Source organism: Acidovorax sp. GW821-FHT09A11, from assembly GCF_059418365.1.
Genome location: NZ_JBWKPS010000002.1, coordinates 404,595 through 422,328, shown reverse-complemented (window position 1 = coordinate 422,328; position 17,734 = coordinate 404,595). Strand labels below are relative to the sequence as shown.

Annotated in this window: 16 protein-coding genes; 8 read left to right on the top strand and 8 right to left on the bottom strand. The window is 68.0% G+C overall.

The annotated features are described in order from the left end of the window. Positions 1–130: 130 nt before the first annotated feature. The 3 genes from AC07PV_RS05995 to AC07PV_RS05985 all read right to left on the bottom strand — a co-directional run bounded on the left by AC07PV_RS05995 (position 131) and on the right by AC07PV_RS05985 (position 2,953). The gene (locus AC07PV_RS05995; RefSeq protein WP_218340789.1) at positions 131–991 is read right to left on the bottom strand and encodes a dioxygenase family protein; all 861 of its coding nucleotides are present in this window, start codon (positions 989–991) and stop codon (positions 131–133) included. 197 nt (positions 992–1,188) lie between these two features. Then, on the bottom strand, positions 1,189–2,283 hold the full coding sequence (locus AC07PV_RS05990; RefSeq protein ID WP_218340790.1) for an RDD family protein: 1,095 nt from the start codon (positions 2,281–2,283) through the stop codon (positions 1,189–1,191). A gap of 61 nt (positions 2,284–2,344) precedes the next feature. Further along, on the bottom strand, positions 2,345–2,953 hold the full coding sequence (locus AC07PV_RS05985; protein ID WP_255591377.1) for a TIGR00645 family protein: 609 nt from the start codon (positions 2,951–2,953) through the stop codon (positions 2,345–2,347). 187 nt (positions 2,954–3,140) lie between these two features. Between AC07PV_RS05985 and acs the strand changes: the two genes are divergently transcribed. Further along, positions 3,141–5,135 carry an acetate--CoA ligase gene (gene acs, locus AC07PV_RS05980; protein WP_218340791.1) on the top strand — a complete coding sequence of 665 codons (1,995 nt, stop codon included), beginning with the start codon at positions 3,141–3,143 and terminating at the stop codon, positions 5,133–5,135. A gap of 404 nt (positions 5,136–5,539) precedes the next feature. Next, complete coding sequence (locus tag AC07PV_RS05975; protein ID WP_218294121.1) at positions 5,540–6,025, top strand: LapA family protein; 486 nt, start codon at positions 5,540–5,542, stop codon at positions 6,023–6,025. 127 nt (positions 6,026–6,152) lie between these two features. On the opposite strand, the gene AC07PV_RS05970 is transcribed toward AC07PV_RS05975, so the two are convergent. Next, positions 6,153–6,458 (bottom strand): c-type cytochrome, encoded by a 306-nt coding sequence (locus tag AC07PV_RS05970; protein WP_218294122.1) that lies wholly within the window; start codon positions 6,456–6,458, stop codon positions 6,153–6,155. A 106-nt stretch (positions 6,459–6,564) separates the two neighbouring features. Here AC07PV_RS05970 and AC07PV_RS05965 point away from each other — a divergent pair, with 106 nt between their 5' ends. The 5 genes from AC07PV_RS05965 (at position 6,565) to AC07PV_RS05945 (ending at position 10,947) form a co-directional block, all read left to right on the top strand. Continuing rightward, positions 6,565–6,807 (top strand): TIGR04438 family Trp-rich protein, encoded by a 243-nt coding sequence (locus AC07PV_RS05965; protein ID WP_218294123.1) that lies wholly within the window; start codon positions 6,565–6,567, stop codon positions 6,805–6,807. A 191-nt stretch (positions 6,808–6,998) separates the two neighbouring features. Then, entirely contained in the window at positions 6,999–8,120 is a 1,122-nt protein-coding gene (locus tag AC07PV_RS05960; RefSeq protein ID WP_218294124.1) for a glycosyltransferase family 4 protein, read from the top strand. 12 nt (positions 8,121–8,132) lie between these two features. Beyond that, entirely contained in the window at positions 8,133–8,963 is an 831-nt protein-coding gene (locus AC07PV_RS05955) for an ABC transporter permease (RefSeq protein WP_494629699.1), read from the top strand. Positions 8,964–8,986: 23 nt separating this feature from the next. Further along, positions 8,987–9,751, top strand: a complete 765-nt coding sequence (locus tag AC07PV_RS05950; protein WP_494629698.1) for an ABC transporter ATP-binding protein — start codon at positions 8,987–8,989, stop codon at positions 9,749–9,751. Beyond that, positions 9,748–10,947: a hypothetical protein gene (locus AC07PV_RS05945; RefSeq protein WP_494594788.1), complete on the top strand. Its 1,200-nt coding sequence runs from the start codon at positions 9,748–9,750 to the stop codon at positions 10,945–10,947. Before AC07PV_RS05950 ends, AC07PV_RS05945 begins: the two co-directional genes overlap by 4 nt. Before the next feature lie 212 nt (positions 10,948–11,159). On the opposite strand, the gene ilvD is transcribed toward AC07PV_RS05945, so the two are convergent. Continuing rightward, positions 11,160–12,866 carry a dihydroxy-acid dehydratase gene (gene ilvD / locus AC07PV_RS05940; protein WP_218294128.1) on the bottom strand — a complete coding sequence of 569 codons (1,707 nt, stop codon included), beginning with the start codon at positions 12,864–12,866 and terminating at the stop codon, positions 11,160–11,162. 163 nt (positions 12,867–13,029) lie between these two features. On the opposite strand from ilvD, the gene AC07PV_RS05935 reads away from it, so the two are divergent. Further along, positions 13,030–13,995: a LysR family transcriptional regulator gene (locus tag AC07PV_RS05935; RefSeq protein ID WP_218294129.1), complete on the top strand. Its 966-nt coding sequence runs from the start codon at positions 13,030–13,032 to the stop codon at positions 13,993–13,995. Position 13,996: 1 nt separating this feature from the next. Here the strand turns inward: AC07PV_RS05935 and AC07PV_RS05930 are convergent, their stop codons facing one another. The 3 genes from AC07PV_RS05930 to AC07PV_RS05920 form a co-directional block, all read right to left on the bottom strand. Then, on the bottom strand, positions 13,997–15,172 hold the full coding sequence (locus tag AC07PV_RS05930) for an MFS transporter (RefSeq protein WP_492806309.1): 1,176 nt from the start codon (positions 15,170–15,172) through the stop codon (positions 13,997–13,999). 65 nt (positions 15,173–15,237) lie between these two features. Further along, positions 15,238–16,251, bottom strand: a complete 1,014-nt coding sequence (locus AC07PV_RS05925; RefSeq protein ID WP_218294131.1) for a GlxA family transcriptional regulator — start codon at positions 16,249–16,251, stop codon at positions 15,238–15,240. Positions 16,252–16,396: 145 nt separating this feature from the next. Then, the gene (locus AC07PV_RS05920) at positions 16,397–17,695 is read right to left on the bottom strand and encodes an SGNH/GDSL hydrolase family protein (RefSeq protein ID WP_494629696.1); all 1,299 of its coding nucleotides are present in this window, start codon (positions 17,693–17,695) and stop codon (positions 16,397–16,399) included. Positions 17,696–17,734: the final 39 nt, after the last annotated feature.

Genomic DNA, 17,734 nt, shown 5'->3' with positions numbered 1-17,734 from the left:
GCGAGTGAGTCGCACCGCTCGCAACCGGCGCCGCCCAGGCCAGTGCACCCGTGGAACCGGCGTGGCCGGGCCACCGGGTGCGTCCCCCACCCGGGGGAAGGCGCCGAAGGCGACTCCGGGGGGCTTTCAGTCAAGCTGCGATCGAGATCGTGATGCTGGCCGAGTACCCGCCGCCGCTGTTGGCCTGCATGGTGGTCATCTCCAGCGTGGTGCCGTCGCTGAAGACGTTGTCCGTGGCGAACGACATGGAGGCCAGGTTGCGCACGCTGGCGCTGTAGCCCGAATTGGCGCTGTAGATGGTGCTGAGCAAGGCCGTGGGGAAGGCCAGCTGCGTGGTCTTGATCTTGTTGCTCGCGCTGCTGGCGGCGGCCAGGCTGCGGTACACCTCCAGGTGCATGTGGGGCATGCGGCCCGCGTAGCAGCCAGGCACGATGGTGGTGAAGGTGACCGTGCCGCTCGCATCGGTGGCCTGCACGCCGCGCAGGTAGTTGTCGGCGATGTTGCTGGAGCTGTACACGGAGTAGTTGCCGTCCTGCGTGCAGTGCCACAGGTAGATGGCGTAGCCGGACAGCGCGGCGCAGCTTGCGTTGGTGTTGGTCAGCGTGATCGTGATGGTGAACGGCACGCCGCTGACCTGTGTGGACGAACCGATGGAGCTGCGGATGTCCGAGCGCACGATACCGCTGAGCGCCAGCACGTTGTAGGTGTTGTTGCTGGCCTTGGAGCCATCGGCAGGGTAGGGGCCGGCGGTTTCCTCGGGAACAACCGAGCAGGTGGTGGTGGTGCCTGTCCCGGTGCCCGTGCCTGTTCCCGTTCCGGTCCCCGTGCCGGCGGTCTCGGTCGTGTCGCTGGCTTCGGTGTCGCTGCCCCCGCCCCCGCAGCCAAGGAGCGTGGCCACGCCCAGCGAACCCAGGGCATTCAGCGCAAGGCGGCGGTTGGAAGGGGCCTGTGCGGCGGCGGCCAGGGGCTCGGGGAAGGGGAGGCGGTCCATGGATGGCTCCTGCAAGTGGGTATGGCCTGCACTGTGCCGTCCGATTGGGGAGAAATTAGGGAGCCGCTGCTTCGTCGGAACGCTATATATTCAATAGCTATCAGCGCTTGTCCCTAAAGCGAAAAAGCGGTTTTTTGCCGGAAACCGTGGGCGCAGGATGCAAGCGCACTGCGCGGCGCCGGGCGGGCTTCGTGGGCTTACTTCGCCGCCCCGGTGGCCTCGTGCCGGCAACTGAAGGACCGGTCGCCACGCACGATGTCGTCGCTGCCGCACTGCCATTTGTGGATGTCCGTCTGCTGCTTGCGGGTGCGCAGCACGGGGGTGTAGACCAGGTGCTTGCCAGCCAGCGCCAGGTCGCCTGAGCTGTCGGCAATGGTCAGCCGCACCACGCCATTGGCCGGATCGATGGCCATGGCCTGGAAGCCGGTGGGAAGCTGCCCGGGCCGGCCCAGGCCGATGGCGGCGGCGCTGGCGGGAAAGGCGCCGGTGCTCCGGTAGTGGTTCTCCACCAGCCCCAGCACCGTGCGCGCGGCGCCGTCCAGCTGGCGCACGGCTTCGCGGCGCGGATTGGCGGGCTCCTCTCCCTGGTGCCACAGCGCCACGGCCACCATGGCCGCAAAGCTCAAGGCGGCCACCCCGCCCAGCATCACCAGCGCCTTGAGGAACCAGCTGGGCCCGCGGACCAGGGCCACGGCCTGCTGGATGGCGGTATCGCTGGCGTGGCGGGAGACCACGAACGTGCCCGTGATCGAACTGTGCAGGCCCCGCTCGCCAAACAGGGCGGTCAGCAGGCGGTGCAGCAGGAACGGCACGGCCAGCGTGAGCGCCAGGGTGAGCGAGTACTTCAGAAAGTGCCGCAGCACGGACCGCGCGATGCCGGGGCGTTCACCCGTGCGGGTCGCCACCCGCATGCCGAGCAGCCGCTTGCCCGCCGAGCCCTGGCCCAGCGCATCCATCAGCGCGGGGAGGAACAGGCCGAGGATGCCCAGCGCCAGCGCGGCCGGGTACGTGGCGCCCGGGGCGCTGTCGAAGGCGGGGCGAGCAAACACCCAGGCCAGCGCCAGCGCGACCGGAAAAGCCGCCATGCATGCGCCGTCGATCAGCGTGGCACCCAGGCGCGCCATGGTGCCCGGAAACACCTCCACCAGCCGCGCCGGCGCGGGTGCCTGGGCGGGCTGCCCCCGGCCTGCCGGGGCCCTCGCGGCGGGCATGTCCGCCACCAGCGGCGCCTGGCAGCTGAAACACTGCGTGTAGGAAGCATGGTTCTGCCAGTTGCAGCGGGGGCATTGCATGGAGGGTGCGCCTGGGGTGGGCAAGAGGCCGCGCCAGGCGGCCTCCTCGCGGGGTGGAGGCTCAGTGCCGTGCGGGCGGCGCGGTGTGCGCCATCAGGCGGTCCGTCAGCGCGATGGCCAGCGCGCTCAGCAGGAACACCACGTGGATGATGGTCTGCCACATCAGCACCTTGAGGTCGTAGTTGGCGGCGTTGATGAAGGTCTTGAGCAGGTGGATCGAACTGATGCCGATGATGGCGGTGGCCAGCTTGACCTTGAGCACCGAGGCGTTCACGTGGCTCAGCCATTCGGGCTGGTCGGGGTGGTCTTCCAGGTGCAGGCGCGAGACGAAGGTCTCGTACCCGCCCACGATCACCATGATCAGCAGGTTGGAGATCATCACCACATCGATCAGCGCCAGCACCACCAGCATGATGATGGTCTCGTTGAGCGCGGTGACCTCGAAATCGCTCTTGTAGCCGATGCTGGAGACCAGCTGCTTGAGCGCGGCGGTGTTGCCGAAGGCTGCCTCGATCAGGTGCACCAGCTCCACCCAGAAGTGGAACACGTACACCGCCTGCGCCAGGATCAGGCCCAGGTACAGGGGCAGCTGCAGCCAGCGGCTGGCAAAGATCAGCGACGGCAAGGGGCGCATGGGCGACGGGGTGGCGGGATTTGGGGGGAGGGACATGGAATGTAGGGTGGGACTTGGGTCGCGCGATTTTAGGGGTGCCGCGTGACAGCCCCTCGCGCACAGGTGCCTTCTTCCCTGCCCGGCACTGGCGATTCTGTAAGCTTCGTGCCAGTCAGTGGCTTGTAAGTGCCGCGTCCGACAGTACCGCCCAATTCCAATTCCATCAGACCCAGGAGACAACACCATGAGTGCGCCCACATCCGCGATCGAGTCCGTATTGGTTGAGAACCGCGTGTTCCCGCCCGCCGATGCGGTCGTCAAGGCTGCCCGCATTTCGGGCATGGCGGGCTACGATGCGCTGTGTGCCGAAGCCGACAAGGACTTCGAAGGCTTCTGGGCCCGCCTGGCCCGCGAGAACGTGCAGTGGACCAAGCCTTTCACGCGCACGCTGGATGAATCCAACGCACCCTTCTTCCAGTGGTTCGCCGATGGGGAACTCAACGCCTCGGCCAACTGCCTGGACCGCCACATCGGCACGCCCACCGAGAACAAGACCGCCATCGTCTTCGAGGCCGACGACGGCACCGTCACCAGGATCACCTACAAGGAGCTGCTGGCCCGCGTGAGCCAGTTCGCCAACGCGCTCAAGGCCCACGGCGTGAACAAGGGCGACCGCGTGCTGATCTACATGCCCATGACCATCGAGGGCGTGATCGCCATGCAGGCCTGCGCGCGCATCGGCGCCACGCACAGCGTGGTGTTTGGCGGCTTCAGCGCCAAGGCGGTGCATGAGCGCATCATCGACGCGGGGGCCGTGGCCGTCATCACGGCCAACTACCAGATGCGCGGCGGCAAGGAACTGCCGCTCAAGGCCATCATCGACGAGGCCCTGGCGACGGGCGGCTGCGACACGCTGCGCCACGTGTTTGTCTATGAACGCACATCCACGGCCTGCAACATGGTGGCGGGGCGCGACAAGACCTTCGCCGAGGCGCTTGCGGGCCAGAGCACCGACTGCCCGCCGGTGGCCGTGGGGGCCGAGCACCCGCTGTTCATCCTGTACACCAGCGGTTCCACCGGCAAGCCCAAGGGCGTGCAGCACAGCACCGGCGGCTACCTGCTGTGGGCCAAGCTCACGATGGACTGGACCTTCGACCTGCGCCCGGACGACGTGTTCTGGTGCACGGCCGACATCGGCTGGATCACCGGCCACACCTACGTGGCCTATGGACCGCTGGCGGCTGGCGCCACGCAGATCATCTTCGAGGGCATTCCCACCTTCCCCAACGCCGGGCGCTTCTGGCAGATGATCGAAAAGCACCGGTGCACGATCTTCTACACCGCGCCCACCGCCATCCGCTCGCTCATCAAGGCGGCCGAGGCCGACGCCGCCGTGCACCCCGCGCGGTCGGACCTGTCGAGCCTGCGCATCCTGGGCAGCGTGGGCGAGCCCATCAACCCCGAGGCCTGGATGTGGTACCACAAGAACGTGGGCGGCGAGCGCTGCCCCATCGTGGACACCTTCTGGCAGACCGAGACCGGCGGCCACGTGATCACCCCGCTGCCCGGCGCCACGCCGCTGGTGCCCGGCAGCTGCACGCTGCCGCTGCCCGGCATCACCGCAGCCATCGTGGACGAGACCGGTAACGATGTGGCCAACGGCGCCGGCGGCATCCTGGTCATCAAGCGCCCGTGGCCCAGCATGATCCGCACCATCTGGAACGATCCCGAGCGCTTCAAGAAGAGCTACTTCCCCGAAGAGCTCAAGGGCTACTACCTGGCTGGCGATGGCGCCGTGCGCAGCGCCGACCGGGGCTATTTCCGCATCACGGGCCGCATCGACGACGTGCTCAACGTGTCGGGCCACCGCATGGGCACGATGGAGATCGAATCGGCACTGGTCTCCAAGACCGACCTGGTGGCGGAGGCCGCCGTGGTGGGCCGCCCCGACGATGTGACCGGCGAGGCCATTTGTGCGTTTGTGGTGCTCAAGCGCTCGCGCCCCACCGGCGACGAGGCCAAGCAGATCGCCAACGAGCTGCGCAACTGGGTTGCCAAGGAGATTGGCCCCATTGCCAAGCCCAAGGACATCCGCTTTGGCGACAACCTGCCCAAGACCCGCAGCGGCAAGATCATGCGCCGCCTGCTGCGCAGCATCGCCAAGGGGGAAGCCATCACGCAGGACACGAGCACGTTGGAAAACCCCGCAATCCTGGATCAGTTGGCCCAGACCAACTGATCCAGGAGGTGCCGTGCATGCGGCGCCAGCGTGCAGCGCCTGCGGGTTTGGGGCCACTCATGTCGCCACAGGCGATGTGACGTGGCCACAGAATCCGGCAATCCTGGACCAGCTGGCCAAGGCCAACTGACCAGAGGGCGGTGCACCGCCGCGGGGCGCGGGCGCGCTGCGCCTGCAAATCAGCGTGGTGGGGGGCCTTGCCTGGGGGCGTGGCTGGCGTTCACCGTTCACGGGAACCTCGCCATCGGCAACGGGGTGCCGTCCAGCCCGAAGGCGTGCGCGGCCCCTTGTAGGACACCGACTGAAACCGCTCCCCCGCGGCGCGGGATGGCCCCTGCATGGGTTACAACGGCGGCATCGTGTCCCAGGCTGCATGCCTGGGCGCTGCATACCGGAGGTTTCCCATGCATCTGCGTTCCATAGTACTTTTGTTGACGGTGCTGGCCATCGCGATACTCGCGGCGCTCAACTGGCCCACCCTGGCCGCTCCCGCCCTGGTCTCCCTGGGGATCGTGGTCTTCGAGGCACCGCTGGGCCTCATCATGCTGGCCCTGACGGCCCTGCTGGGGATATTCTTCCTGGCCTACGTCCTGTCCCTCCAGGGGTCCGTGCTCATGGAGACGCGGCGCCACGGCAAGGAGATGCAAGTCCAGCGTGAACTGGCCGACAAGGCAGAAGCCTCGCGGTTCACGGAATTGCGCACCTTCCTGGATGCCCAGCACCATCAGGCGCACGCCGCCTTGCTGACCCGGCTGGACCAGCTGGAGGCGCGCCTGGCGGCGCGGGTCGCCGAATCCGACAATTCCACCGCGGCCTACGTGGGGCAGCTGGAACACCAGCTGCGCACCCGGGGCCTGGAGCCCGCGCCCGTGGTGCCGCCACTCGTCTGATCCCCGCTTGCGCGAGGCGCGGGCGGCAGGGCCCGGAAACGTTTGCGGCCGTGACAGGGATCTGGCACGGCCGCAAGGGGCGGGGAAGGGCGATGAAGCCCCCCGCCGTAAGTCCATCAAAGGCGCATCACTTTTGCGTCAGCACCCAGGCCGCCAGCTTCTTGGCCTCTGCATCGTTGACCTGCGCGTTGGCAGGCATCGGGACCGGACCCCATACGCCCGCGCCACCCTTGATGATCTTGGCGGCCAGCTTGTCCACGGCATCCTTCTGGCCCGCATACTTGGCGGCCACGTCCTTGTACGAAGGACCCACCAGCTTCTTGTCCACGGCGTGGCAGGCCATGCAGTTCTTCGAGGTCGCCAGGGCCAGATCGGCCATGGCGGGTGCCGCAACCGACAGCGTCATGGCAAGGGTGATCAGGGTACGCTTCATGGTGGGATTTCCTGTGGGTTGGGTTACAGTTCTTTTAATGGAATTGTAGTGAGTTGGGTTGACAGGCATTTGTCTGTCGTCAACCCGGCGTTTTCTGGAGATCGCGATGTACCTGCTGGGTCTTTCACTGGTGCTTCTGGCACTGAAGTATTTCGAGATCGGACCCGTGGCCAACTGGTCCTGGTGGTGGGTGCTGGCACCCTTTGCCGCCACGGCCCTATGGTGGGCCTGGGCGGATTCCACAGGGTATACGAAACGTAAAGCCATGGAAAAGATGGACCAGCGCAAGCAGGACCGGATCAACAAGAACAAGGAAGCCCTGGGCATGCGCCCGCGCAAGCCACGCTAGACAGTCCATTGCGTTTGTTCCTCGCACCGCCAGCGCGGATGTACAAGGCTGCGCCACAAGAAGAACCGATCACCGTTGTACATGACAAAACAGGAACAGCTCTGCCGCATGAGGGTAGAAGCCGATTTGCGACCCGAGTGCCTGATGAGCGACTACGGCATGCTGAGGATCATCCACGTTGAGGTGGTCCAATGAATGTGGCCTTTGGTGTCAGCGTGCTGGCACGTTCTATCCAGCAGGGCGGCGTGGATGGCATTGGCACCTACACTCGGGAGCTGATGGCGGCCATGCCGCAGGCGGCACGGTTGCAGCCCTATGTATTCGACGCGCCGACCAGTGTGTGGCGGGGAGCAACACCCGCGATGCCGTTTGGCTCCTTTGCTTGGCAGGCATTGGCCGCGACGCTGGTAGGGGTGGACTTTGGCCACGCACGCCGCGCACTGGGGAAGGGGACCGATCTCGTGCATGCCACCGACCACCTGGTGCCGCGCCTGCGCGGAATCCCGGTGGTGGCGACGATCTTCGATGCCATACCGCTGTCGAACCCGGAGTGGGTCAGATACCGTTTCAAGAGCCTGAAAAATGAGTTGTGGCGGCGCACGGCCTTCTGGGCGCAGCATGTCATCACGATTTCGGAGTATTCCCGCCAGGAGATCGCCATCCATTTCCGCCTGCCCGAGGAGCGGATCACCGCGATTCCGCTGGGAGTCGGGGCCCAGTGGTTCGTACCTCTGGACGCGGCCCTGCATGAGGCCGTGCGATCGCGGCATGCGCTGCCCGATCACTATTTCGTGAGCGTGGGCACCCTGCAGCCGCGCAAGAATATCGACCGCCTGCTGTCGGCGCACGCGAGCCTTCCAGAGCATCTGCAGCGCGAGTACCCCTTGCTCATCGTCGGCAAGCCGGGCTGGGGGTGCGATGACGTCGTTGCACGCTTCACGGGGGGTGGATTGAAGCATGTGCGGTGGCTTCGGCATCTGCCGGATGCGGAGCTTCAGGTCGTGATCAAGCGGGCCACCGCCCTGGTGTTTCCGTCGCTGCACGAAGGTTTCGGCTTGCCGGTGCTGGAGGCATTCGCTGCCGGCGTGCCGGTGGTGGCGTCCAACACGACATCGATCCCCGAGGTCGCGGGTGACGCGGCCTTGCTGATCGACCCTCTTCGCACCGATGAGATCGCGGATGCGATGCGCCGCATCGCGGAGCAGCCTGAGCTTGCGGCCCGGCTGGTGGCACGGGGGCGTGACCGGGTGCAGGCGTTCAGCTGGCAGGCGTGCGCCGAAAAAACCTTGCGTGTCTACGAGTCGATGGCTTGAAATATTTCTGCGATGACCACAGCGACCCACAGCCCCTCCGTCTCGGCGCGACAGCGCCAGGTTCAGCTGCTGTGGCGCGATATCCGCGGCGCCATGCTCGCATGGAGGTTCTGGTGCTTCATGGGATGGAACGATGTCGCCAAGCAGTACCGGCGCACCTTCCTGGGCCCCGTGTGGATTGCGTTGCACACGGCCTTGTTCATCATCGCTTTCGGCCTGATCGGTGCGCAGCTGTTCAAGTACCCGCCGGACTGGTACTTGCCTTATTTTTGCGCGGGGCATGTGCTGTTCGGGTATTTCAGCGCCTTGATCAATGAGGGCTGCCTGACCTACATCGGCGCGGACGCCTTCTTGAAGCAGACGCCCTATCCCAAGATGGCGTTTGTTTTTCGCACCGTGTTCCGGTGCTCCCTTCTGATGTTGCACAGCGCGGTCATCGTGCTGGCGGTGCTGCTCTGGTCGGGGCGGCTGGGGGACGTGCAGTGGTGGGCCTTGCTCGGCGCGGCTGCCTTGACGCTGGCCGTCGCCTGCTTCGTGGTCGCCATACTGGGGGGCCTAGCCACCCGTTTCCGTGATGTCACGGTGGCCACGGGCAGCCTCATGCAGGTCAGTTTCTTTGTGACGCCCGTGCTGTGGGTGCCGGACCAGTTGACCGAACGGGCCCAGTGGGTGGTGCACCTGAATCCCCTGGCCCTGTTCCTGGACCTGGTGCGCAGTCCCTTGATGGGGACCGTGCCCAGCATGCGGACCTGGGGGGCGGCCGGCGGCATGGTCGTGCTGCTGGCACTGGTTTTTTTCTGGCAGTACGTGGTGATCCGGCGCCGGATCGTGTACTGGCTGTGATGCGGGCGCTTTCGGGGTCGGAGATGGCCTACATCCAGCTGAAAGGCGTGTCGATAGATTTCCCCGTCTTCACGACGCGTTCCCGTGGCCTGCTCAATACCGTGCTGGGGTTTCCCCAGCGCGACAAGGCCCGCGTCGAATCCAGCGGATTGGGCCGGGTCAGCGTGCATGCGTTGCGCGACGTGAACCTGGCGTTGCGCACGGGGGACCGCGTCGGCTTGATCGGCTCCAACGGCGCCGGCAAGACCACGCTGCTGCGCGTGCTGTCCGGCGTGTATGAGCCCATGCAGGGCGATCTGTCTTTCCGCGGCCGTGTGGCCGCCCTCACGGACATCATGCTCGGCATGGACGTGGATGCCACGGGCTACGACAACATCATCATGCGCGGCATCGTGATGGGCCTCACGCGCAGGCAGGCGATGGAACTTGTCCCTTCGGTGGAGGCGTTCACCCAGCTCGGTGAGCACCTGCAGCTGCCGGTAAGGACCTATTCCCAGGGCATGCTGCTGCGCCTGGCGTTCGCGGTGTCCACGAGTGTGGTGCCCGATATCCTGTTGATGGACGAGATGATTGGCGCCGGCGACGCCAAGTTCTTCAGCCAGGCCAAGGAGCGCATCAACGGGCTGATCGAGCAGGTCTCCATCCTGGTGCTGGCATCCCACAACGAGGTCATCCTGCGGAGCTTCTGCAACCGCGCACTCGTACTCAGCGAGGGGCGCGTGGTGATGGATGGCAGCGTCGATGACGCCCTGGCTTTCCACAACCTGCAGCAAGGAGTGCTCCGGTGAGACTGAAATGCACGGGCCCGGCCGAGGTGCTGAAAACCATCGCGGCGCTGGGGCGTACCGAGGACGTGAGCTGGTCGCCCAATGGGCGCCGCATCGCGCTGGCCGGCATCGCGGTGGACAAGCTGCTGATTCTCGGCGTGGATTGCCGCCTGGAGGATGGGCATAAATGCATCCATGTTTCCGATGCCATGCAGGTGGTTTCCTCCAGCCTGAAGCGCCCGCACGGGGTGTGCTGGGTCAGCGACGGGACCGTGGCGGTTGCCAGCCGCGAGGGCAACGTGTCGTTCTTTGATATTCCCGCGGCGCAGCGGCCCGTGTCCGCCTGCAGGCTGCAGCCGCTGGCGACGGTTGGCAAGGGCGATACCGAACTGCTGAAGTCGCCCGGCAGCCTGTGCGCCCGGCCTCTGGGCTCCGGCCTGCTTGAACTCTGGGTGTGCAATGGCTTCGCGCACTACGTGACCCACCACCTGCTGGATGCCCGTTCCGGCTTGACCCATGTGGACGCCCAGGTCCTGATGCGCGAAGGCCTGGAAGTGCCCGATGGCGTGGCACTGGATCCTGCGGGCGATTGGGTCGCCATCAGCAACCATGACCGGCATGTAGTGGCCCTGTATCGCAACGATGCGCGGCTGGAGGCCGCCGCCAGGCCATCGGCCGAACTGCACGGGCTCAGCTATCCCCATGGCGTGTGCTTCGCGGCGGGGGGCAGCGTTTTGCTGGTCGCGGATGCGGGGACTCCGCACATCGCGTTGTTCCGCCGAGCGCCGCAGGGCTGGCCGGATGGTGCGTCCGAGCCCCATGCGCTGGTGCGGGTGCTCGACGATGCCACCTTCCGCAAGGGGCAGCACAACCCCAGGGAGGGCGGGCCCAAGGGGGTGGATGTGCATGAGCCCTGGGGTTTGCTGGTCACCACCTGTGCGGAACAGCCCCTGGCCTTTTTTGATCTTGAGGCCATCTTGCCGCCTGACCTGCGCCAGCAGGACACGCTGGCGCCCGCACAGGCCGCGGGCGAGGGGCTGCGGACCGCGATGCTTCGATTGGCGCGCGGTGTCTCCGCGCGAGAGGCGTTGCTGATGGGCGCGGTGCGCAATGAAGCGGCCCTCATGCGCGCCAGCTGGTCGTGGCGTGTGACGGCCCCGCTCAGAAGCCTGGCGGGAGGATGGCTTCGCTGGATCTCCCGGTTTCGCAAGCACTGAGGCCCCTGCGAACGGGCCGGCACGCACGTTGATGGGCTGGCCAGCGCCTTTCGGGAAACATCCGGGGCGCGTGCCCTGGGCCTCCCTGTGGTGATGCCCGCCAAGGCAAAACGCCCATGCGGGGCAGCATGGGCGCTTGTTTGTCCGGCGCGGCCCCGGGGGCGCGGCGGCCTGCCGCCAGAAAGGGCCATCAATGGCCGCTCATCCGTTCATCAATAGGCGTCCAGCACCGCACCCTTGCTCGCGCTCGATGCATTGAAGGCGAACTTGGCCTGCACGCCGCGGGTGTAGCGGGGGGCAGGGGCCGTCCAGGCGGCGCGGCGCTTGACGATTTCTTCCTCGGGCACGTTCAGCTCCAGCAGCAGCTGGCGCGCGTCGATGGTGATGCTGTCGCCTTCGTTGACGAAGGCGATGGTGCCGCCGGCCGCCGCCTCGGGCGCCACGTGGCCCACCACCATGCCCCAGGTGCCGCCGGAGAAGCGGCCGTCGGTGATCAGTCCCACGCTTTCGCCCAGGCCGGCGCCGATGAGCGCACCGGTGGGGGCCAGCATCTCGGGCATGCCGGGGCCGCCCTTGGGGCCCAGGTAGCGCAGCACCATCACGTCGCCGGCCTTGATCTTGCCGGCCAGGATGGCTTCGAGGGCCGATTGTTCGTCGTCGAACACGCGGGCGGGGCCGGTGATGACGGGGTTCTTCAGGCCCGTGATCTTGGCCACGGCACCCTCGGGGCTCAGGTTGCCCTTGAGGATGGCCAGGTGGCCCTGCGCGTACATCGGGTTGTCGATGCCGCGGATCACGTCCTGGTCGGCGCGGGGCACGTCGGGCACGTCCTGGAGCACTTCGGCAATCGTCTTGCCGCTGATGGTGATGCAGTCGCCATGCAGCAGGCCGGCGTTGAGCAGCACCTTCATCACTTGCGGGATGCCGCCCGCGCGGTGCAGGTCCACGGCCAGGTACTTGCCGCTGGGCTTGAGGTCGCACAGCACGGGGGTCTTCTGGCGCACGCGCTCGAAGTCGTCGATGGTCCATTCCACGCCGGCGGCGTGTGCGATGGCCAGGAAGTGCAGCACCGCGTTGGTGGAGCCGCCGGTGGCCATGATCACGGCCACGGCGTTCTCGATGGCCTTCTTGGTCACGATGTCGCGGGGCTTCAGGTCCATCTTGATGGCCTCGATCAGCACCTTGGCCGATTCCTTGGCCGAATTCATCTTCTCGTCGTGCGGGTTGGCCATGGTGGACGAGTACGGCAGGCTGATGCCCAGGGCCTCGAAGGCGCTGGACATGGTGTTGGCGGTGTACATGCCGCCGCACGAGCCGGTGCCGGGGATGGCGCGCTTCTCGATTTCCTTCAGGTCGAAGTCGCTCATCTTGCCCGCGGCGTTCTCGCCCACGGCCTCGAACACGCTCACGATGTTCAGGTCCTTGCCCTGGTAGTGGCCGGGCAGGATGGTGCCGCCGTAGACGTAGATGGCGGGCACGTTGGCGCGCAGCATGCCCATCAGGCCGCCTGGCATGTTCTTGTCGCAGCCGCCCACCACCAGCACGCCGTCCATCCACTGGCCGCCCACGCAGGTCTCGATGCAGTCGCTGATGACCTCGCGGCTCACCAGGCTGTACTTCATGCCTTCGGTGCCCATCGCCATGCCGTCGCTGATGGTGGGCGTGCCGAACACCTGGGCGTTGCCACCCGCTTCCTCGATGCCGGCGATGGCCGCGTCGGCCAGCTTCTGCAGGCCGCTGTTGCAGGGCGTGATGGTGCTGTGGCCGTTGGCCACGCCGACCATGGGCTTGACGAAGTCGCCTTCCTCGTAGCCCATGGCGTAGTACATGGAGCGGTTGGGCGCGCGCGACTTGCCTTGCGTGATGTTGGCGCTGCGGCGGTTGATGGGCTGGATCGGGATGGTCTTGCTGTCTGCCATGGCGGTTTTCCTGGTGGGGAGTCGTTGTAGTGGGAAGACGCCGCAGAGGGGCGCACGGGTCTTCGGCTGTCGGGGTGCAAGTATGCGAGGTTTGGAGTGGCGTTTCCAATCCCTTTCGCCTGCTTCAGTAATATATAAAACATATCACCGGATCACCACCGCTATGAAAGAAGCATTCATCGACGTGCGCGCCTGGCGCCAGTTCGTGGCCGTGGCCGAGGAGCTGCACTTCGGCCGCGCCGCGCTGCGCCTGCACATGACGCAGCCGCCCCTGACCCAGGCGATCGCGCAGATGGAGCGCTCGCTGGGCGTGGTGCTGTTCGACCGCACGCGCCGGCGCGTGGCGCTGACGCCCGCTGGCGAGGCCCTGCTGCCCGACGTGCGCGACTTTCTGGAGCGTGCGCAGGCCTTGCCGGCCCGCGCCCGCGCGGCGGCGGCCGGTGAGGTGGGGCGCGTGCGCCTGGGATTCGTCTCCACCATCGGGTTCGAGCGCCTGCCTGAATGGGTGCGGGACTTTCGCGTGTTGTGCCCCCAGGTGGCGCTGGAACTGGTAGAGGCCACGGGCGATGTGCAGCGCGAACTGTTTGCGCGCGGTGAACTGGACGCCGGGCTCATGCTGCATTCGCCGGGCTTCGCGCCGCCCGGGCTGGCGCGGCTGGTGGTGGCGCAGGAGCCGCTGGTGCTCGCCTTGCCCGAGCGCCACGCGCTGGCCGGTGCGTCGCGCCTGGACCTGGCGCGGGTGCTGGCCGAACCTTTGGTGATCTTTCCGCGCCGCATCGTGCCTTCGCTGCACGACGCGATCTTTGCGCTGTACCACGCAGCGGGCCGCGTGCCCGTGGTGGCGCAGGAGGCCATCCAGATGCAGACCATCGTCAACCTGGTATGGGGCGGCCTGGGCGTGGCCTGGGTGCCCGAGAGCGTGACCCAGTTCCGCCGCGAGGGCGTGGTCTACCGCGCGGCGGATGCGTTCGGGGCCGCGCCGGCCAGGGCCCCGGCCAGGGCCGCCAAGGCGGCGGCCGCGCCGCCACTGCCCGTGTGCGAAACCAGCCTGGTCTGGCCCGCCGCGCTCAACAACCCCGCGCTGGCGCGCTTCACTGATTTTGTGCGCGAGCGCTCGGCGGCGGGGTGAGTCAGCCCGCCGCGGCCGGCGCGGCGCGCCCGCGCGCGAACAGCAGCCCCACCGCGATGGCCAGCAGTGGCAGCATCACCGCGTTGATCGCCGTCCAGCCCACGCCAGTGAGCAGCGCGCCCGAGGCAAAGGACATGGCCGCCGCCACGGTGCCGTTGGCCAGCTGCATCAGCGCCTGCGCCTGGCCGCGCTCCTCGGGTGCATGGCTTTCGGCGAGCAGCGCTGTGCCCGAGATCACCATCAGGTTCCAGCCCGTGCCCAGCAGGAAGGAGCTGGCCAGGAATTCGGTGAACGCCATGCCCGAGAGCGCCACCGCCGCGCTGGCCGCCAGACAGGCCGCCCCCACGGCCGCCACCGGGCGGCTGCCGAAGCGGTCCACGAGCTGGCCCGCGAACAGCGCCGGGAAGAACATGCCGATCACGTGCCACTGGATCACCTGCGCGGCCGAGGCCGCCGAGAAGCCGCACACCTCCATGGCCAGCGGCGTGGCGTTCATCACCAGGATCATCAGGCCGTGGCCGATGGCCGCCATCACCACGGCGGCGCGCAGCCCGGGCCGGGCGAGCAGGGTGCGCATGGCCGCGATGCCGCCCGCCGCAGGCTGGGGCGCGGCCCCCTCGCGCAGCCGTGCCATCACCGCCCACCCGAGTGCGGACAACACCGCAATGGCCAGGTAGGCGCCCGCCAGCGGCGTGGCCAGCAGGTTGCGCGACCACAGCGCCAGCGGTGGCGCGAACACGGCGGCGCACAGGCCGCCGGCCACCACGCAGGCCGCCGCGCGCCCTTTTTGCTGCGGGTCCACCGCCTCCAGCGCCGCATAGGTGTAGTAGCCCGACGATGCCTGGTACGCGCCGATGGCCAGCGTGCCCGCGCAGAACACGGCAAAGCTGCCCCATTGCACGCCCGCCATGCTCACCAGCCCGCCCGCCACGCCAAGGAGCGCACCGGCCTGCAGCCCCGCGCGCCGCCCCCGGCGCTGCATGAACAGCGACAGCGGCTGCACCGACAGCAGGTTGCCCAGAACCAGCAGCGCCAGCGGCAGCGTGGCGAGGGTGGGCCAGGGCGCCAGCCTTGCCCCCACGATGGAGGTGAGCGTGATGCCGATGATGGAGCAGCCCCAGTAAAGGGCCTGGCCCGCGAACAGCAGGCGAACGGACGCATTGCGCAAGAGCAGCATGGATGGCTTTCGGTGGTGCGCCCCGGTGGGCGCGTAGGAAGGAAAGGGGCCGGGCCGCGGGGCGGTCAGTCCAGCGGCACACCCGCGCCAAAGCGCTGCGCATAGGCCTGCGGGCTCACGGCGCGGTGCTTGTGAAAACTGCGGCGCAGGTTCTCCGGGTGCTCGAACCCGCACAGCCGGGCCACGGTGGAGATCGATGCCTGGGCCTGCGCCAGCAGCGTGGACGCAGCTTCCACGCGCACGCGTTCCACGTAGCGGGCGGGCGTCATGCCCAGCTCGCGCTGGAACACGCGCGAGAGCGTGCGGGTGGGCATGCAGGCACGTTCGGCCAGGGCATCAAGCGACAGGTCGCCGCCCAGCTGCGTGGGAATCCATTCGAGCAGCGCGGCCAGCCGTGGGGCGTGCAGGGTCTCGGGCGCCAGCAGGGGGCTGAACTGGGCCTGCCCGCCCGGGCGGCGCATGAACATCACGAGCCGCCGCGCCACGGCCAGGGCCAGGGGACGGCCCAGGTCCGCCTCCACCAGCGCCAGGGCCAGGTCAATGCCGGCGGTGACGCCCGCCGAAGTGAAGACATGGCTGTCGTGTGGGCTGGCGGCGTCGTACGTGTGCAGGCAGTCGTGCTCCACCAGCACCTTCGGGTGGCTCTGGCGCAGGCGGTCCAGGCGCGACCAGTGGGTGGTGGCGCGCCGTCCGTCCAGCAGCCCCGCCTGTGCCAGCAGCAGCGCGCCGGAGCACACCGACCCCAGCCGCCGCACCCGCGGCTCGGCGTGGCGCAGCCACTCGCACAGGCCGGCATTGGACAGCTGCGCAATCACCCCATCGCCGCCCGCCACCAGCACGGTGTCGAAGCCAGCCGCATCCAGGGTTCCCCAGGCGCCATCGGCCACCAGCGCGAACCCGGCCGATGTGGGCACGGGCCCTGGCGCTTCGGCCAGCAGGTGCAGCGTGTAGGCCGGCGGCAGGCCATGGCCCGTGCGCTCTGCGTTCGCAGAGCCAAACACCTGCATGGGGCCGACCACGTCCAGGCTCATGACGCCGGGGTAGAGGAGGCAGGCGACAGCGCGGGATGGAGGGTGCATGGCGCCAGTGTGAGGGCTCCGTGGGTTGGCTGCAACGACAACATCCCCACAGATCTGGCCACTGGCTGGAGGGCGGCCTGGGGGACAGGGTGCTTCCGGCGGGTCGCCGGCGTTCGCACCGGGGCCGGGGCAGTCGCCAGGCGATTCAGCGCGGGGACGGCGGTGCGCCGATGCCGGGCAGGACGGCGCTCAGATCGACGGCCTCGGCCATCGCGCGGTTGCCTTCGTCGCCCGGATGCAGCCGGTCGCCTGAATCGAAGCGCGCCGCGATGCGGGCAGGGTGGGCCGGGTCGCGCAGCGCCGCATCGAAGTCGATCACCGCATCGAATGCGCCGCCGTGGCGGATCCAGTCGTTCACCTGCCGGCGCAGTGTGTCCTTGTCGGGATGGTGGTAGTTGCTGAGCGGCGTGCCAGGCAAGGCACCCTCGAACGGCGTGAGCGTCGCGCCGATCACCCTCAGTCCGTGGCCGCGTGCCTGCGCGATCAGCTGGCGGTAGCCAGCCGCCAGCGCCTGCAGCGTCGGCCGGGGACTTGCCGGGGCGAACGCGGTGCCCGGCCAGGAGATATCGTTGATGCCCAGCATCACGATGACGCTTTGCACGCCAGGCTGGGCCAACACGTCGCGCTCCAGCCGCGCCAGCGCATTGGCGCCCATGCCGTCGGACAGCAGGCGGGCGCCGGAAATGCCGGCATTGACGACCGCCACCCCGTGCGGCGCCAGGCGGGTGGCCAGGAAATCCGGCCAGCGGCGGTCATTGTCCAGGCTGGCGGTGGCCCCGTCGGTGATGGAGTCCCCGATCACGACGACCGCGCGCGCGGTCGGTGCGGCTTCCACCTGAATGCCCGCCAGCAGCGGGCGCGCCGTAGTGCTCTGCACCGCTGCGCCTCCGGCGACCAGCTCCGGGGCGGTGGCCTGGTCGCCGGGGGCGATCCAGGTGGTCTGCCGTCCGTCCCAATGGAAGGTGCTCACCGGCGTTTCATCGGGGAGGTACAGGCTCACCGCAAGCTGCGCCAGCGCGGGCACGGCCAGCCCCACGGGGTCGCTGACCAGCGACGCGCCGGGCAGGATCGTCGCCGCCTCCTGGCCGCCAAAAGTGACGGTGTGCAGGCTGTCTGCCAGCACGGCCCCACCGGGAGCTGGCCGCGCGACCGTCGCCTTGCCCAGCGCCACCGGCTGCCGGCCGTAGGCGTTGGACAGGACAATGCGCACGCGGGGCCCGCCCAGGCTGACGCGCGCCACCTGCCGCACCGTCTGGCCATGCAGCACCGGCGGAAGGTGGGTGGGGAACAGGAAGTCCGGTCCCCAGGCAGGCTGGGGGCTTGCGCCCCAGGTTGCCACCCAGGTGGACGCACGGACAGGCGCTGGAGCGTGGGGCGCGGCCGCGCCAGCCGAAAGTGCAATGGCCAGCAGCGCCGACGCCGAGAGGGCAGGGAGGGTTTTCATATTGTTGAATTCATTGGCTTTGTAAGATTCAATGATGAA

Excerpts from the sequence above, each read along its gene's own strand:
- AC07PV_RS05995 (WP_218340789.1), bottom strand. The coding sequence starts at position 991 with ATGGACCGCCTCCCCTTCCCCGAGCCCCTGGCCGCCGCCGCACAGGCC.
- AC07PV_RS05990 (WP_218340790.1), bottom strand. The coding sequence starts at position 2,283 with ATGCAATGCCCCCGCTGCAACTGGCAGAACCATGCTTCCTACACGCAG.
- AC07PV_RS05985 (WP_255591377.1), bottom strand. The coding sequence starts at position 2,953 with ATGTCCCTCCCCCCAAATCCCGCCACCCCGTCGCCCATGCGCCCCTTG.
- acs (WP_218340791.1), top strand. The coding sequence starts at position 3,141 with ATGAGTGCGCCCACATCCGCGATCGAGTCCGTATTGGTTGAGAACCGC.
- AC07PV_RS05975 (WP_218294121.1), top strand. The coding sequence starts at position 5,540 with ATGCATCTGCGTTCCATAGTACTTTTGTTGACGGTGCTGGCCATCGCG.
- AC07PV_RS05970 (WP_218294122.1), bottom strand. The coding sequence starts at position 6,458 with ATGAAGCGTACCCTGATCACCCTTGCCATGACGCTGTCGGTTGCGGCA.
- AC07PV_RS05965 (WP_218294123.1), top strand. The coding sequence starts at position 6,565 with ATGTACCTGCTGGGTCTTTCACTGGTGCTTCTGGCACTGAAGTATTTC.
- AC07PV_RS05960 (WP_218294124.1), top strand. The coding sequence starts at position 6,999 with ATGAATGTGGCCTTTGGTGTCAGCGTGCTGGCACGTTCTATCCAGCAG.
- AC07PV_RS05955 (WP_494629699.1), top strand. The coding sequence starts at position 8,133 with ATGACCACAGCGACCCACAGCCCCTCCGTCTCGGCGCGACAGCGCCAG.
- AC07PV_RS05950 (WP_494629698.1), top strand. The coding sequence starts at position 8,987 with ATGGCCTACATCCAGCTGAAAGGCGTGTCGATAGATTTCCCCGTCTTC.
- ilvD (WP_218294128.1), bottom strand. The coding sequence starts at position 12,866 with ATGGCAGACAGCAAGACCATCCCGATCCAGCCCATCAACCGCCGCAGC.
- AC07PV_RS05935 (WP_218294129.1), top strand. The coding sequence starts at position 13,030 with ATGAAAGAAGCATTCATCGACGTGCGCGCCTGGCGCCAGTTCGTGGCC.
- AC07PV_RS05930 (WP_492806309.1), bottom strand. The coding sequence starts at position 15,172 with ATGCTGCTCTTGCGCAATGCGTCCGTTCGCCTGCTGTTCGCGGGCCAG.
- AC07PV_RS05925 (WP_218294131.1), bottom strand. The coding sequence starts at position 16,251 with ATGCACCCTCCATCCCGCGCTGTCGCCTGCCTCCTCTACCCCGGCGTC.
- AC07PV_RS05920 (WP_494629696.1), bottom strand. The coding sequence starts at position 17,695 with ATGAAAACCCTCCCTGCCCTCTCGGCGTCGGCGCTGCTGGCCATTGCA.